This window comes from Laspinema sp. D2d (assembly GCF_025370755.1).
Taxonomy (GTDB): Bacteria; Cyanobacteriota; Cyanobacteriia; order Cyanobacteriales; family Laspinemataceae; genus Laspinema.
The window spans coordinates 1-16,765 of sequence record NZ_JAMXFC010000007.1 but is presented as its reverse complement, the minus strand read 5'-3'; the positions used below and the strand labels follow the sequence as shown (position 1 = coordinate 16,765).

The following is a 16,765-nucleotide window of genomic DNA, read 5'->3' as shown; positions in this document are numbered from 1 at the left end:
TATGGCATCGCTTAAGCATCAGCGCAGGGCGGATGTCAGCTTTTGAGCACCTCATCCTGATCAATGACGCAGAAGCGCCGGTAGGCGTCCTTGATGTGGGCTGTTTGCTCCTGAATTTATTACAAGGGGAAACCATGAATCCAGAGTGGGGCTTGACCGAGGAGAGAAATAGCCTGCCTCACACGGATTTAGCAACTTTGATGGCCCACTTCTGTGCGGTGGTGGGGAATGGCAGCGAGAATGAGGAAGGGGTTCCCGATGCACCAACACCCCATGATTTAGAAATCTGGCAACAAGCTGTGGCGAGATTGAGTCCGGGAGCCGTTGTCTCGGTGGAGAGGGTTCCGGCGAATCTGAGCTTAACTCAGTTCTGGGAGAGACTGCAAACCCAAGATCCGGACCGACCTAGGCCACTAGAATGGGTGGTGATGGATGCTGAAGATAAATGCTTAGGGTTGTTGGATTTTCCTCGGGCGATCGCAGCTTTGGCCCAAAATACCAGCCTCGTTCCCCGGACCCCCGCAGTTCCCGAGCAACCCTCTGGGGCTGCTGAGGCCCTCAGTGGGGTCAAAGCTTGGCCGTTTGGGGTGGTTCGTCCCCTGGGGGAACTCCTCGAAGAAATCCCCTTGCCGATGAAATTGCAAACATCAGCAGGGAAAGTGGCGATTTATAACCAAGCATGGCGGACCTACTTTGACTCCTTCTGTGAACCAGAGACTGACCCCTCTGGTGAAATCCGCACCCCCTCACAACCCACCGCGAATCGGGAACCGGACCACTTAGAACACCCCGACTCCCACTCTCTCAGCTTAGGGTTATGTCCCATGCCGAAAGGGTCGGACCGGGTTTGGCAGTTTGTAAAAATCCCGATCGGTCTTGCTTTGTCAGAGCGATCGCCCCATCTGTCCTGGCAGGGTTCCCCCTTTGACCCTTCACAAGGGCCCGAATTAGCCGAACCCGAGTCTAGGGAAAATCACCCCCCGGTTTCAGCTTCCATCCAATCGGAGGGGTCCCAGGCGGAATCCCTCTGGTTAGTTCTCGCTCAAGATGTCACAGTTCAGCAGCAAGTCGCCAAAGAACTGGCGGCCAAAAATGCTGATTTAATGCAAATGAACCGGCTCAAAGATGAATTTTTGGCCTGTATCAGTCACGAACTCAAAACCCCCCTCACCGCTGTTTTAGGGTTATCCAGTCTGCTCAAGGAACGGACCCTGGGTCCCCTGACCGATCGCCAAGCGCGTTATGCTCAAATGATCTACACCAGTGGGCGACATTTGATGAATGTGGTCAACGACATCTTGGACCTCACCCGGATCGAGAGTGGACAAATGGAACTGATTCTCGAACCTGTGAGCATTCCCGACGTCTGCGATCGCGCCTTTGATCAAGCCAAACAGTCCCATCACCCCTCGGATTCCCCGGTTCATGGCAGCAGCAGCAATGCCGCCATTACCGAACTGGAAATCCCTTTTACCCTGGAAGTCGAACCCGGGTTACCGAACCCGGTTGCGGATGAATTGCGCCTGCGGCAAATGCTGTACAATCTCCTCTCTAACGCCATTAAATTTACCGCCACCGGCGGAGAAATTGGCCTGCGAGTGAATCGCTGGGAAGGCTGGCTGGCTTTCACCGTCTGGGATACGGGGATTGGCATTCCCGCCCAAAAACAGCACTTAATTTTTCAAAAATTCCAACAGTTAGAAAACCCGATGACCCGACAATTTGAGGGAACGGGTTTGGGATTGGCATTAACCCAGCGCCTTGCGCGGGCTCATGGGGGGGATGTCACATTTATTTCTAAAGAAGGGGTGGGGAGTGAGTTTACCCTGCTGTTACCCCCTTGTCCCCCCCAACAGACGACGACTCTAACAGAACGCGCCACCCCCACAAAGAACCGCTTAATTTTAATTGTGGAAGCGGTCCCGCGATATATTGATGATTTGACGGAACGGTTCAATGAGTTGGGTTATCGGGTGGCGATCGCCCGTGCAGGAACTGAGGCGGTGGAAAAGGCTCGACGCTTACAACCTCGGGCTATTTTTTTGAATTTATTCCTACCCATGCTCTCCGGTTGGGACGTGCTGACCCTGCTCAAATCGGACCCGCAAACCCGACATATCCCGGCGATCGTCATGGCAACAGAGGTGGACAAAGAACGGGCAATTCGGGCGCAGTGTAATGGGTTTTTAACCCTGCCGGTGAAGGGAAATTCCCTGGAAAAAACTTTAGAGGGGTTAATGCAGGACCCGGAAGAGGAGAGTTTGGCAACACCGCAAACCACCCTAACGGTGTTGCGATTGAGTCCCTTTGACCCAGAATATCGGGACATTGAGGGGCGATCGCCGGAGGATGACAGCAGCGGATTGAGCGAGCAACTGAACGGACTGCTCACCTCGGGGTTCAATCCCTCAGCATCCTATCATTATCGGGTTTTAGAGGCCGATGATCTCGAACAAGCGGAATTATTAGCCCGAGTCTGGCATCTGGACGCCATCTTGCTGGATCCCGCCCCTCACCTCCACAACCCCAGTCTATTTATCCAACAGTTCAGCCAATATCCCGCCCTTGCGGCAGTCCCCGTAGTGACCCTCGATCGCCAAATTGCCCTCTCTGCCTCCCAAGTGCCTGGATTAACCGTGTTTCCCTATCTCAAACCCATTCATAGCCGCGACCAGGCAAATGAGGCAATTTGGCCCAATGCTAAGGAGCTATTTCAGGCGGTAGAAGTCGCCGTAGGCATGAGTTCTAAACCGGCAATTTTAGCCATTGATATCTCGATTTTATGCCAGTTTTCGGACCGATATGAACCCGTCACCCCGGGGGTTTCCAAACGCTCAGGAAGTGGGGAATCGGGCCGTTTTCCTGTGGATTCTACCGCGACTAAACACGAGTGGTTACAAGCTTCGATTCAATATATCCAAACCGCTGGGTTTAGATGTTGGATGGGTCGTTCTTGGTCAGAAGTTTGGCAACAATTGCAACATAAAAGTGTGGATTTGCTGTTAATTTATGTTTCCGATTCGGTTCCCCCTCCGTTCCCAATGGAGGCGCTGAAAGTATTAGAACAACTTCCGGAACGCCCCGCCATTTTAATCGTCGATCGCTTCTTGGAAACCCCCGAAGCAGCCACTACCGGAGAATTCAAGGCAATTAGTGAATTTCGGTCCAGTTTAAAGGCGATCGCCACTCAACTTTTACCCCCTTCTCTATCAATGGAAGAGTTACTCGATTCCATTAACCAAGCGTTGAAAATTTGAACTTGAGAGAGGAGATGGGGGAGATGGGGGAGATGGGGAGGATGGAGGATGGGGGAGATGGGGAGGATGGGGGAGATGGGGAGGATGGGGGAGATATTAATCATACCCAATGCGGTTGTTAAAGATCTTCTTTACGCTTCAGCCCCTGTAGGCGGGCTTCGTCCCTCTAGCTTCACGCTTGAGGGTGTGGGTTTTTATCAACCTATTATAACCGGATTTCGGATCACCCCTCAATTCTCATCCTTTATCCCTATTCCATCGGGCAAAAACAACTGTTTTGGCATTTCCACTAGCCAATAATTCCCCCGTTTGGCAATCACTTGATAAGCGTCCGGATTAGGAATTTCTAGTCCCTTAATTTTGTCAGGATATCCTAGAACCAAGAATGGCAGAACATTAGGATTTTTTACTGCTAATTCTTGCAAATATTCTCGGGCATTATTTGACCGCCTAAAAAATTTAATGGATTGATGACTGTAAAACACTAAACTGGGTTTTTCAAAGGCAACCATCACCACTTGTTGTTCCGGTTGTTTCACCTGGGAAATAATTTCAGCCAGTTGGCGTACCGGCAATTGTCGTTCACTATCAAAGATAAAATAAACTGGCATAACTGCCAACATGAAAAAAGCGACAAATCCCACAATATTCACGGACATCATCCATCGCCACTGGCGTTTTAAGACCAAAATCACCCCAATTAAGGCATTCACGATTAAAATTAAAGCCCCTCGTTCAATTAAACCCGAATTTGTTAAAATTTTGGGGAATTCCGGCATGGCTGGATCTAGATCTAAGATTCGGGGAACATAGAGAAGGGCCGTTGCCATGAGTAAGAATAAGATTAAGTTTCCACTGATGGAAACTGCGGCAAATAAACTGAAACCCTCGGGTTTACCCTCTCGGTTACTTTTAAAGCTTTCATCACTCCAAAACAAGGCGACTAATAGGGCAGCAGCAGGAAGGGCGGGAAGAATATAACTGGGAAGTTTGGTGACGGCAACGGTAAAGAAAATAAAGATTCCAATTAACCAAAATAAAGCAAATAAACCCAGATGATTAGCCCGGGGTTGATTCTGCCAGCGACTACGTTTCCAAAAGCGTAACCGGGTGATAGCAATGGGTAAATAAATCGACCAAGGGGAAAATCCCGTTAACAGGACTAAAAAGTAAAAATACCAGGCTTCACTGTGATTGTTGACAACTTGGGTAAACCGTTCAAAATTATGATATCCAAAAAATGTATCGATATAGGTTTGACCATTGGCTAAAATCACTAAAATATACCAAGGCAGGGCGATAGTTAGGATGATTAAAATCCCGCGCCAGGGTTTCATTTCTCGCCATAATTCTTTGACTTTTCCCAGGTAAAGGGCAAAAGTTCCAATAATTAATCCCGGTAAAACAATCCCTACAGGTCCTTTAGCCAGAATGGCTAAGGCGATAAAACCATAAAAAATAATATACCAAACCTCGGCATTTAATAGGGGTGAGGGCAGAGAATTTTTAAATTGATTGTCGCTGTTTAGGAAGGGTTTGGAACTGGCATATCCCCAGAAAAAAGCCAGCAGGGCGCTTCCCATACAAGCACTCAATAACATATCAGAAACGCCGATTCTTCCCCAAGCGATGGTTTGGAAATTCAAGGCTGCGATCGCCCCTCCCAGTCCGGCACAAAACCAGGCTTTTCGAGGGATATTTCTGGTGGGTTCCGGTTCTTGAATTTCTGAGGAAATGGCCGAGGTGGGAATGGTAAAATAGAGCAGAGTAAAGAAGACAAAACCCATCAATGCAATGGCAGATAATGCGGAAGGCAGACGCACGGCCCACTCATTCACGCCGAAAATTTGGTAGGCGATCGCCATCAACCAATAAATCAACGGCGGCTTATCAAATCGCGTTTCTTGATTAAAATAGGGCGTAATCCAATCCCCCGTAACCACCATTTGGCGGGCTGCTTCTGCAAACAAAGGTTCTGTTTCATCCACTAACCCCACGCTACCTAATTTCCATAAAAATGCAATCCAACCAATCCCCAATAGCCCCAAAATTGATAAGATTAGAGCGAACTTAGGCGGTACGCTTATTTGACTTTCAGTATCCCAAAAGCGATTCATTTGAAGTTTCATCCGTTGTTTGTGTATCTAGGGTCTGTGATGGTTTGATGGATTGGTGACTCGATCCGGTTTGAGCGCAATTGACAAGGGGTTAAACTCGGGCAACCTCATTTAACGGTCAATTTACGTTGGAATGTCAGGGAGAATAGGGAGAGGGGAGAGAATAGGGAGAGGGTTTGAATATGCTATTGTATCTAACAAACCGGCAGATGCTTCTTCCTGGATGGAAATGCGGGAGAGAGATGACATCTTGAGGGTCGCCATCATGTTGCGCGATCGCCGAGGTCAGAATCGGGTCTCTGACTGAACGGGTCAGGGTTCGAGATCAATAGTTTGATTGAAACTGATATAAGCTATGCAGAATACCCGTCTGAACAGTCTGTTTGATGGTGCCGCTTCTGAACTGAGGCAATCCTTACGCAATCCGTGGCGACGGATATCCGTACTGCTAATTAGCTTTTTAATGGGTAATTTTCTGGGAACGGCAATTAGTACGATCGCCGGACAAAATGCCAATTTAGATGTAATGGTAGCCGCTGTTTTAATTCTCTTAACCGAACTTTATAGTTATTTTTTCTATCGGATTCACAATCAAATGAAGCGATCGCTGTTGGCCCAGGGAATCAATTCTTTTAAAATTGGGATGATTTACAGTTTATTCGTCCTCGCCTTTACCCTCGGTTCTTAAGAGATGATTCATCCCATCATCGGCCATTTTCACTGAATTCAAGGGAGATTGATTCATGAAGCAAGAGGGGGCGATCGCCGCAATTCTGGCGGAGTGGCACCAGGGTGAGCCACCCACCGGATCCACTTGGGAAACCTTAATCCAGGAAGAACTCGCCGATCCGCTTCGTGCTCAGGGGTATGGGATTTCCCGGGAAACGGTAGAGTCTCAACTCAAGGCGCGATCGCAGGCATTAGCCGTGATTCTACCCCACCTAGAGCAATTTCCCTTCCCGGGAGACAAAATCCTCCCATCCCTATGGCAATTGTGGTTACCCTTGGCGATGAAACTGATCGCCAGTCACCAGAAATTAGGACGACCCTGGATTCAAGGGATTTTAGGAGGACAGGGAACGGGGAAAACCACCCTGGGGAGAATTTTAACCTGGATTTTGACCCATTTAGGCTATTCTACCTTGGCCCTTTCTCTCGATGACCTTTATAAAACCTATTTAGAACGGCAGCAGTTGCGAACAGAGGACCCGCGTCTGATTTGGCGAGGACCCCCAGGGACTCATGATGTCGAATTAGGGATTAACCTCCTGGATCGCTTGCGCAATCCCGATGGACAAACCATTGCTGTCCCCCGATTTGATAAATCATTGTGGGAGGGACAAGGCGATCGCACCGAACCCTCCCTCGTTCAGAATGTAGATATCCTGTTATGGGAAGGATGGTTTGTGGGGGTGCGTCCCCTAGACCCCGCAGTATTTGACAATCCCCCTTGGCCCATTATGACCGCAGCAGACCATAGTTTTGCCCGAGACATGAATCAGCGATTGCGGGATTATCTGCCATTGTGGGACCGATTAGATGGATTGATGGTGTTATATCCCCAGGATTATCACCTTAGTTTACAGTGGCGGATGCAGGCGGAATGGGACATGAAGGCCCAGGGTAAGGCGGGAATGAGTGATGGGGAAATTGGGGAATTTGTGGAATATTTTTGGAAGGCGTTGCATCCGGAGTTGTTTGTTAGGCCCCTGTTGCATCCGGGTTCCGAGGTGGACTTGGTGATCGAGATGGGTGGCGATCGCCGTATTATTGCGGTTTACAGTCCCCGGCAGATGGGAGAAACTCAAGCATCCCTTAATGGAGTTTCACCCGGTTGAGGAAGAGTTTTGACCCTTCTTTTCGGATGCCAGGGATGAGTTGCGGGAGAGTTCGCGAGTTAGGAGTTGCCAATTGCCAAGATTAGATTGAAGCAAGTGCGTCAAGAACCGGCAAAACTTGATAAAGTCAATTGCAGGAGTCTCCCCGAGAGTTGATGTTGTATTTTATGTTTTATTCTGGGTTGCGTACTGGTAGCATCCGTGTCAAGAAATGTCTAAATTTAGCAGTTGACTTATGTCGAGTGATGGCAAAACGATGGGTTGTGGCGATCGCGATGGTGAGTTGTCTGTGGTTGATGCTCACCCCAGGGGCGATCGCCGGTCTCAACGATGATAACTTTGATGGCAACATTTACGCCCTCTATGGTGGCAATGGTTCCTTAGTACCCCCGCGAGTCTCCCTAGAACAGTCCCTTTCCCGGGACGATCGCGCCACGGTGTTAGTGTTTTTTCTCGATGACAGCAGCGATTGCAAGGAATACACCGCCGTTGTTTCGCAAATTCAGGCATTCTACGGAAGGGCCGCCGATATTTTACCCCTGAACGTGGATGCCATTCCCGTCAAGGATGACTATGCACCCACAGAACCGGGGTACTATTATTCTGGAGTGGTTCCTCAAACCGTTGTCCTCGATTTAGAGGGTAAAGTCGTTTATGACGGCAAAGGACAAGTTTCTTACGAGTCCATTGATGATGTGTTGCGTCAAGTTTATGACTTGCTGCCGCGATCGGAATCCATTGATCTCAAACGCCGTGCTCCCAATGAGGTGAGTGTCGAACTCTCTCGCTAATCCTACCACCGGGCACTGTCAGGACCCCGGGAGTAACGACCCCATCGGGTGGTTTTGTTCGGCCTAGCCCTGGGGCCACCTATATCGGCCCCTCCCCGGGTGAACCGGCACAAAACCGCCAAGACAAAACTGAGGGGAACATTCATCCAAACCATTTGAGGGTTGACAATAGGAGCGTGTTATGATATGTATGCTCTGGGTTTGCACCTTTTTTTTAACATTGGCGACCTTAACTATAAATACTTTTTATAAATTGAGTTGAATTGCCCATGTTCGGTTTGAATAAGCTCTGAGATAATCAAGGGGATAGGTCCATCTCTAAATCAACCCCTCGGTACCCCTCTGTTGCGATCGTTCTCAATCACATTCCTAATGACCAACAATACCCAAATCACCAGACACCGTTCCTAAAACTAAGGATGGGAGCATCTAACCCCCTCTTCCCACCTCCAAGGTTCAGTTCACCCTCTGGCTAAATTGCCCATTAGACTATCTATCGTTTAACCTAGCAACAGGATGACAAGCTGAACTCTGTTATCACGTTTAGTAGGGACAACTTCAGGGATGATTATAATAGAGTTCATGAATTACTCAAAATATTCCACCGGCTTTTGCTCCTGTCCTTTACAAATAAAGGGTGTCAATTTATGTTAATTAAGCCAGGAATCAAGTTGGTGCATACGACAGACTAACCAATCTATTTATTTTAGTCTTAGCGATGGCAAACTCAAAACTTGCGTCGTCGAGGGGGGCATCTACTCTAAAGAATATCTGGTCAAGAATAGACATCCTAAAGCACAGAGTATTAACCTCGGTTCGGTGCATCCGACAAGACAAATGGATAAAAGAAAACTTGATATACGAGCTCCACTCATTGCCAAACTCAGTCGCGGGACGGGCATTGGCTCACTCCGGGTTATCCTGCTAATTGTCCTCGATAGTTTGATGTTGAGCTATGCGTGGCTACTCGCGGACAAGTTAGGGACCCCTGTTGGCTCCTTTAGCTTGATAGCGACTCAGAATGAAAACCCAGGATTTTTAATTCCCATTCTGGTGATTACCGTGGGGATTGTCGCTTCAGCGGGACTGTATGGGACCGATGATCGGCGGCGAGATTTTTTTAATCTCGTCAAATCCCTCAGCTTTGCTCAATGTGTTTTATTATTTATTGGCTATCTCTACGAACCTGAAGCAGTCGTTTCTCGTTCGACCTTCTTGTTATCTTGGATATTTGCCATTACTTTTGTTCTGACTGAGCGATTAATCCTGCATTTAACGATTGTGTATTTGCGGCAGAAAGGGGCAATCCGTCAGCGCATTGGCTTAATTTGTAAACCCAAAGATATTGAAACTGCTAAACGATTTATTGTTAAAAGTAAACAATACAAAATTTGTGATGTAGAAGACCTCTCAACCCGAGAAAAAAGCCACGATTGGTCGGAGATGATTCAACGACTGCGGGAAAAAAGCGTCAGCGAAGTCTTTGTCTGTTCTGAACTTTCTGTCCGAGACCAAATTTATCTCTACTGGGAGTTGAAACGCGCTGGGATTCACTTGAGAATTCTCCCCTTGGGACTCGAACTGCCGATTCAGTGGTCTGAGATTAAGATGGTCAACGGCATCCCGAGTATGAGATTTAGATCCCCGCCGATTGTTGGGGGAGATTACTGGATCAAACGGGGATTTGATTTAGTCGCCGCTGGGATCATCATCTTGTTAATTAGTCCGGGATTACTGTTGTTATCACTGCTGATCAAGGTTGATTCCCCCGGTCCAATTTTTTACAAACAAGTTCGGGTGGGATTAAAAGGCCGTCATTTTAAAGTCTGGAAGTTTCGGACAATGGTGACGAATGCCGAACAGCTACAAAAAGAGTTAGAAGCCAAGAATGAAATGGCTGGGGGTATTATGTTCAAAATGAAAGACGACCCCCGGATCACGCGAGTAGGTAAGTTTATCCGCCGGTACAGTTTGGATGAACTACCACAAATTATTAATGTTTTAAATGGGGAGATGAGTTTAGTGGGTCCTCGTCCGTTCCCCCTGCGAGATGTGGAACGCTTTTCAGAACATCACTTTATGCGCCATGAAGTCCTACCGGGAATCACGGGATTATGGCAAGTTTCTGGGCGATCGGATATTGTCGATTTTGAGGAAGTTTTCCGCCTGGATATGACCTACATTCAAAATTGGTCCGTTTCTCTGGATTTCCAGATTTTATTCCAGACGGTGAAGGTGGTGTTTGCGAAAGAGGGGGCCTATTAGGAAACGGAATGGGATTAACCCAAGGCGATCGCCTCTATCCCCTTCCTGATTTGGACCCCTGCTGCGTGATCCAATCCACCGCCTCCGCTAAATCCGAGGCGATAAAATCTGGATGGGTGTGATGTTGGTATTTCCCCCCTAAAACGCGATCGCCATAGCCCGTTTTCACCAAAATCCCCGTACAACCGGCATTATGGGCCATATCCACATCGGTTGCCTTATCTCCCACCATAAAACTCTGACTCAGGTCTAAATCATGTTTCCAAGCCGCTGCTACTAGCATTCCCGTATTGGGTTTACGCCAAGTGGTCCACCGGGTAAACTCCGGGTCCGTCCCCCCTTCCGGAGGACTCAGATAGGGACAATAATAAAGCGCATCCAACCGGGCCCCTGCTTCCTGGTCCAATAAGTGACACAGGCGCTGGTGTAAGGCATCCACATGAGAAGCGGGGTAATATCCTCGCGCCGGACCCGATTGGTTGGAAACCAGACAACAGAAGAGATTTCGGTCATTTAAGCGGCGCACCGCAGCGGCCACACCGGGAATCAAATTCAGGTCTTCAACGCGGTGAATATATCCAACTTCTTGGTTTAAAACGCCATCTCGGTCCAGGAATACTGCGGGTTTCATCGGTGATGATTGAGGAGACTCAACAAGAATTAAAAATTAATCACTCCAAATTTTATCAGGGCTGAGGCTTGAGAAGGGGGATGTAACCGCAGAGGGTAGAGGCAGTTCATGTACTACCCCTACCCTCTGCGGTTATGGGTCAGACCTGGTGATGAAAGATTATTAATTCTTAATTGCCAATTCCGAATCTTCTGTTTAGCCTCCCCACACTTTTTCTAGGACCTTTTCCGGTGAAATATCAGCAATTTTGCCCGTAGAAGATCGAATGCCGATATAGCGATCGCCCGCAGGGAGCAATTTAGCGGGGTCTGTCGGGCCAAACAGGGCAATGGTATAGGTCTGTACTGCCACGGCCAGATGCATGGGCGCACTGTCCGTACAAAGCATCAAATTTGCAGCCGCGATCGTCGCCGCCAACTTACCCACATCCGGGGGTGAGGTCACCTTCACGCCGGGACAGGACCTCACCAACTGGTCACATAAGGGTTTATCCTCTGGCCCTTGGATCAAGACCACCGGCAATTGAGGTTGACGGGTTTGCAGGTCCTGGATAATCTGCTGCCATTTTTCAACGGGATAGATTTTATCCAATCCTTTGATTTGGGAGAGTTGGCTGGCCCCCCCATGAATCAGAATGTAACCGCTATCTTTGACACCCAATCTTTGCTGTTCGTCATCGGACCAGCGTAAATCCTCTTTAAGCAGGGTGACCGAGAGTTCCGGACAAGGCATGGATGCCCCAAAACCCTGCAACAAGTCGTGGTACATACCAGCGGCATATTGCTCAGTTTTCAGCGGGACTGGGTTGGTGAGTAACCAGGAGTTGCCCAAATCTGAGTAGCTAATCCGGATGGGGATGCCTGTTAACCAGAGTAATAACCCCACTACCCAGCGCTGTCCAAGGGAAATCACCGCATCATATTCGCGATCGCGCATGATCCCCAGCAAATTCCCCCAATCCGCCAACCCGTTGCGATCCTTAAAATCAAACGGCAGCACCTGGAGGGACTTGTCATGAGAAAACTTGGATACCCGGTAGGCACCTTTCGACCGAGGTTCCACAACAACATCTATGTAAGCGTTGGGATATAACCGTTTTAGGCTATCCAACGTCGGAAAAAATAAAATTTGGTCGCCGATTCCGCCGGGGACAAGGGCCAATATTCGCATCTCAATTGATTGAGCTTACTAAACAGACTCATTCTAAGCGATGAGAGACCTAATCCGATCCGGAATCTTTGGACTCAAGCTAATCTCCGGTCAGAAATCGCCTAAAAAATGCAGCGATCGCCCCTGCGCCTCTACTCTAGTTATTAGTTTATAAGTAGATTTATTGCCAAATTCTAAAAAGCCCCCCTTTCCAAGGGGGGTTGGGGGGATCAAGCCCGATTTTTGCAACAGGTCTATTATTCACGCGTCATTTTTGTAACTAAACGCTTTAGAGGAACCACCGTGCATTTATTGATACCCGCCGCTGGCATGGGGCGACGAATGGGCAGCAACCGCAATAAACTCCTCCTGTCCTTGCTCGATCGCCCCTTGATTGCCTGGACCCTAGATGCGGCGGATGCCTCCCAGGAAATTTGTTGGATTGGATTAATCGGTCAACCGGAAGACTGGCCGGACTTTGAAACGATTTTAGCCGCCAATCCTCCCCGCAAACCTGTCCAATTCATCCAAGGCGGCAGTACCCGCCAGGAATCGGTTTACAACGGGTTACAGGGACTCCCGCCAGAAGCGACTCATGTGCTCATTCATGATGGGGCCAGGTGTTTGGCAACCCCGGACCTGTTCGATCGCTGCGCCGAGTCCCTCCGCCATTGTCCCGGGTTAATTGCCGCGATTCCCGTCAAAGACACCATTAAAATTGTCGCCCGGGACTCCCCAACCATTGAACAAACCCCCGATCGCGAGCAACTCTGGGCCGCCCAAACCCCCCAAGGATTTGAAGTCGCTTTATTGAAACAGTGCCACGATCGCGGAAAATCCCAGGGATGGGAAGTCACTGATGATGCGGCATTATTTGAAAAATGTGACTTGCCGGTGCAAATTGTCCCCGGGGAAGAGACCAATTTGAAAGTGACCACCCCAATGGATTTGGCGATCGCTGAGTTTATCCTGCGTCAGCAACGCCCTGAAGTCCAATAACACAGAAACCCACACCCTTGACGGGTGCGGGTTTTTGTAGACCTTTAAAAACTGGATACGGGATTAATCCTTGGTCAAAAAGGGTTGACGGGGTAAAAACCGGATCCTTGTGCCTTGAATCAACTCCTCAATCCCTGCTGCGATTTCTGCTTCAGACTCGCCATTGAGACTGATCAGCAGTTTCAAAATCTTAAAAGTGGCAGTATGGGTTAAAAAGTAGCCCCCATGTAAATCAAGTTGGCCGAAGAGACGACTATAACTCAGACTCAAGAGAAACATCAGGGTATTGATTAAGTCGATCGCCAATCCTCGATGGGATTTCAGGGCCCAAAAGATGCCATTGACACCAATGGTCTCGGAACAGTCGATATAGTTGAAGCGCTCAAAGAGGTCATAAGCGGAAGTGGGACTGGCCGCTGCTTGGGAGACCAAGACATTACGAATATAAGGGCGGTAATTGCTGTTGGGGTAGCGATCGTCTAAGGGTTTGAGGTAGACATTCCCTAGACGATAGGCGGACATTTCGATACTGGGTTCACTAAACCAGTTGCCCAGGGTCGGCATATAACGGAGGATAATATCGCGATCGCTCGACATCAGGTAAATTTGACGGCAACGACGCATAGCAGACCGCACGTAGTTGTTGCGACCCTCCCGCAGAAATTCTAAGGGGATATCTGGGGATGCCAAAATTAATTTATCCAAGCGGAGGCGATCGCCAATCTTGCTGGACTCTAACCCATCGGGATCGTCAATGTCCCCGTCATCCTTGCCGAAGCGATCGGACAAAATTCGCAACGTATTGACCAGCAGGAGTCCTCCCATACTGTGACCCACCAAGTTCACCGCAATCTCAGGGTTAGACCCCGACACTGGCTGATTAGCCTTGAATGAAGAAGCCTGATTTTCGGCTTCAATCGAGCCGATAACCGGCTTGAAGGCTTCTGTTTGGGGAGCTTGCTTTGTTTTTTCAGCCTTTTGATTCAGAGCGCGGTCTAAGCGCCAAAAGAATTCGGCTAAATCCGGTGCACCATAGTGAATCGCCCGGTAGCGATCGCGCTGATACACCAACACCCGCAAACACTGCATCAAGACCACCCAGAGAATAAACAGGGGGGGGACCACCCAATACCATTGCAGGCCCACCGCACTCAACTGAATCCCCTTCCAAATTGGACCAATCAGGGGGAGTAGTTCTAACCCTTTGAACAGGGGAAGGCCGAGGAGTTTGACCATTCCATACAATCCGGTACCAATAATGCCAGCAAATCCGGAAAGGACAAAGGAGAATTTCAAAACAACGCCCCAATTTTTGGAGAAATCACTCCATAAACCGGGACTGGTAAAAGGTTGTTCACTCGGCCAATGATATCCGATATAGAAATGATGGTCTTTTAACCGGCTATTCTGGGCCGAATCTTGGCGATTTAAGGCATTAGCTTCCTTCATGAATAAATCATAAAAGCTCGCGGCGGAGGTCGCATAGCCGTGGGTCCGGAGGGTCATGCGATCGCAAAATCCTTCCCCCACAATTTCCGCGAATTCATCCACATTAAATAAGGCACGGAATCGCTCCGGGGGAGGTAATTGCCGGTCTACATAGAGGGAAATAGGAGCGGTGCTAATGACTAAAAATACATTCGGATAATGGAGGTCTTGGTAGATTTCAAAATTACGAGCCGACTTTTCCGAAAAATGGCGATCGCACCAGCTATTGAGCGTCGCCATCACATAGTTTTCATCTACCGTTGCCCGAAAACAAGGAAAGTCAGCAATGGGGTGAGTTTGGCAGTATTGAAGACATTCCCACTGTAACGCTTCAACAATTTCTTTTTCCGAAAGCTTACCGCCGTAGGCCAAAAGTTGAGCCGTTGTCATAGTCGTTCCTTTACCTGATTTTCTCCCCGGGTTCGGTAGGGGAAAATCCAGAGAGTTCGGGCAATTATAGGCCAGTTGCACAATTCTGGCTTTCACCCATCCGTCGGAAAAAGGAGCGGAATTTTTAACAATAGATTCAAGCCACTGGCAGTCATTTTGTAAAGTTTCAGGTGACTTGGTATCCCAAGTCAAGGGCAAATCAGTATATTGGCGAGAAAGAATCATAAGATAAAGGGGGTAAATGCTGATGAAGTGGTATCGATTGGATTGATTTAGGTCATTTTGAAGGCAATTATGCACCGTAGACTTTTCTTAAATTAACCTAAAACTTAAGAAATAGTCTTTCAAAAACTAAGCCCGGTTAAAGCGGAAGATTTCAAGACTCAGTTCCCGTGATTCTTTGACCTGAAATTTAGAGGTTGTTTAGGGTTAACAACGATGTACTCTAGGCAGAGAAATATATCCGGTTAAAATCCGGTGGAGTGGACAGTTTTTGAGGTGGCAAAAAGGAAAAATAGGCTAAGTCCCTTGAGGAGGATCTCGGGAAGGATTGATTTTGCAACGGAGTGAGGCATCATCAAGCTTGAGTCAGTTTTATAAAAAACGGTTAAGCAACGACTCAAGTTGTTATACGGAATCCCGTTGTCCAAGGTCTATTCTGAACTGCTGGGGAATCAGAAGGGTAAAAATAAATAAGCCTGCATGAAGATTTGGAGAGGGCTCTCATGCAGGCATTGAAGGTTAAAAATTAAATGGAAGGTCTAGGAAAATGCGATCGCCTCTAGCATAGAGACCAAAGGGGAAGCTTATTCAAACAGCCAGTTTTTGACCCGTTGTAAACTCTTCCAATCGGGTTTTCGGTTCAATCCCTCTTCGATATTGTCCTTCACTTCATCGCGCAATTCTGCGGCAACCATCATCAGTTGTTGGACGATTTCGATATGAGTGCGGACGCCTTTTTGACCACTATCGAGCATCGCTACTGCCAGGTTAACCTGAGCTTGAGCATCCTGGGGATTGAGTTTGACCGCTTTTTGAGCTGCCTTATAGGCGGGAGTCGGTTTATCGGCTAATAAATACAGCCACGCCAAACAAGTCCAAGCGGGACTATTTTTTGGGGCGCGATCGCAGATATCCCGGAACACCGGAATCAGGGTGTCTGGGCCTTCACCAGCTTTGTAGCGTTCTACGCCACTGGTAAATTGAGATTCAACGGTTTCAGTCATAAGCGGTTCTTTTCATGCAGTTGTTCGATTGTATCCAAAAGCCTGTCCGGTTTTTCAATTCAGGGGAGATTGGGGATGGGGGGGATGGGGAGGACTTACAGGTATATGTTTTTATCACCTAGGGTATAATAGGGAAGGGAGGGACCCCAGGTATCCCCGGATGATGAAAGAGGTTAACTCTATCAATACCTCAATGAAACGGTTAGAGGAGGAAAAACCAGCCTTGATAAAAAATAAAGCACTCTTGGAGTGGATGAGAATACTCAGCTATCATATGCCCACCCTAACCATTCCTCAACTGCGAGGATTAGCGGCTTGGAGTTTTGGGATGGTTATGACGCGCAATTCTAGCCTAACTAAAGTCTCTACATTCATCGCTTCTATCAATGATGAAAAGCCTAATACAGTCAAGTGTCGCCTCAAACAATGGTACACCGAGAAAAGTGATAAAAATGGAAGGAAGCGAAGCGAAGTAGACGTGACTTCTTGTTTTGGCCCTTTGTTAAAATGGGTCTACAGCTTATTTTCCTCGGGGACAACTTATCTCCCTTTGGCCTTAGATGCTACTAATATCAAAGATAAATTCACGGTTTTAACGATTAACGTTCTCTACA

Annotated in this window: 11 protein-coding genes and 1 pseudogene; 7 read left to right on the top strand and 5 right to left on the bottom strand. The window is 48.1% G+C overall.

Annotated elements, in window-relative coordinates; all coding sequences use genetic code 11:
* The first annotated feature begins 32 nt into the window (after positions 1-32).
* Positions 33-3,257, top strand: a complete 3,225-nt coding sequence (locus NG796_RS06825) for an ATP-binding protein (RefSeq protein ID WP_261205155.1) — start codon at positions 33-35, stop codon at positions 3,255-3,257.
* Positions 3,258-3,487: 230 nt separating this feature from the next.
* Here the strand turns inward: NG796_RS06825 and NG796_RS06820 are convergent, their stop codons facing one another.
* Positions 3,488-5,374: an ArnT family glycosyltransferase gene (locus tag NG796_RS06820; protein WP_261205154.1), complete on the bottom strand. Its 1,887-nt coding sequence runs from the start codon at positions 5,372-5,374 to the stop codon at positions 3,488-3,490.
* A gap of 355 nt (positions 5,375-5,729) precedes the next feature.
* On the opposite strand from NG796_RS06820, the gene NG796_RS06815 reads away from it, so the two are divergent.
* From NG796_RS06815 to NG796_RS06800, 4 genes are all read left to right on the top strand, one after another.
* Positions 5,730-6,062, top strand: a complete 333-nt coding sequence (locus tag NG796_RS06815) for a DUF565 domain-containing protein (protein ID WP_261205153.1) — start codon at positions 5,730-5,732, stop codon at positions 6,060-6,062.
* A 55-nt stretch (positions 6,063-6,117) separates the two neighbouring features.
* Positions 6,118-7,212, top strand: coding sequence for a glycerate kinase (locus tag NG796_RS06810; RefSeq protein ID WP_261205152.1), 1,095 nt, complete (start codon positions 6,118-6,120; stop codon positions 7,210-7,212).
* A 245-nt stretch (positions 7,213-7,457) separates the two neighbouring features.
* The gene (locus NG796_RS06805; protein WP_261205151.1) at positions 7,458-8,003 is read left to right on the top strand and encodes a thylakoid membrane photosystem I accumulation factor; all 546 of its coding nucleotides are present in this window, start codon (positions 7,458-7,460) and stop codon (positions 8,001-8,003) included.
* Between the two features lie 837 nt (positions 8,004-8,840).
* Complete coding sequence (locus NG796_RS06800; RefSeq protein WP_261205150.1) at positions 8,841-10,268, top strand: sugar transferase; 1,428 nt, start codon at positions 8,841-8,843, stop codon at positions 10,266-10,268.
* 34 nt (positions 10,269-10,302) lie between these two features.
* On the opposite strand, the gene NG796_RS06795 is transcribed toward NG796_RS06800, so the two are convergent.
* Both NG796_RS06795 and NG796_RS06790 read right to left on the bottom strand, forming a co-directional pair.
* Complete coding sequence (locus NG796_RS06795; RefSeq protein WP_261205149.1) at positions 10,303-10,899, bottom strand: D-glycero-alpha-D-manno-heptose-1,7-bisphosphate 7-phosphatase; 597 nt, start codon at positions 10,897-10,899, stop codon at positions 10,303-10,305.
* Between the two features lie 195 nt (positions 10,900-11,094).
* Positions 11,095-12,069: a glycosyltransferase family 9 protein gene (locus NG796_RS06790; protein WP_261205148.1), complete on the bottom strand. Its 975-nt coding sequence runs from the start codon at positions 12,067-12,069 to the stop codon at positions 11,095-11,097.
* A gap of 282 nt (positions 12,070-12,351) precedes the next feature.
* Here NG796_RS06790 and ispD point away from each other — a divergent pair, with 282 nt between their 5' ends.
* Positions 12,352-13,047 carry a 2-C-methyl-D-erythritol 4-phosphate cytidylyltransferase gene (gene ispD, locus NG796_RS06785; RefSeq protein WP_261205147.1) on the top strand — a complete coding sequence of 232 codons (696 nt, stop codon included), beginning with the start codon at positions 12,352-12,354 and terminating at the stop codon, positions 13,045-13,047.
* Positions 13,048-13,110: 63 nt separating this feature from the next.
* Here the strand turns inward: ispD and NG796_RS06780 are convergent, their stop codons facing one another.
* Both NG796_RS06780 and NG796_RS06775 read right to left on the bottom strand, forming a co-directional pair.
* Positions 13,111-14,925 carry an alpha/beta hydrolase gene (locus NG796_RS06780; protein WP_261205146.1) on the bottom strand — a complete coding sequence of 605 codons (1,815 nt, stop codon included), beginning with the start codon at positions 14,923-14,925 and terminating at the stop codon, positions 13,111-13,113.
* An 806-nt stretch (positions 14,926-15,731) separates the two neighbouring features.
* The gene (locus NG796_RS06775) at positions 15,732-16,151 is read right to left on the bottom strand and encodes a tetratricopeptide repeat protein (RefSeq protein WP_261198352.1); all 420 of its coding nucleotides are present in this window, start codon (positions 16,149-16,151) and stop codon (positions 15,732-15,734) included.
* Positions 16,152-16,311: 160 nt separating this feature from the next.
* Here NG796_RS06775 and NG796_RS06770 point away from each other — a divergent pair.
* Positions 16,312-16,765: pseudogene (locus NG796_RS06770) on the top strand (hypothetical protein); the annotation flags it as partial.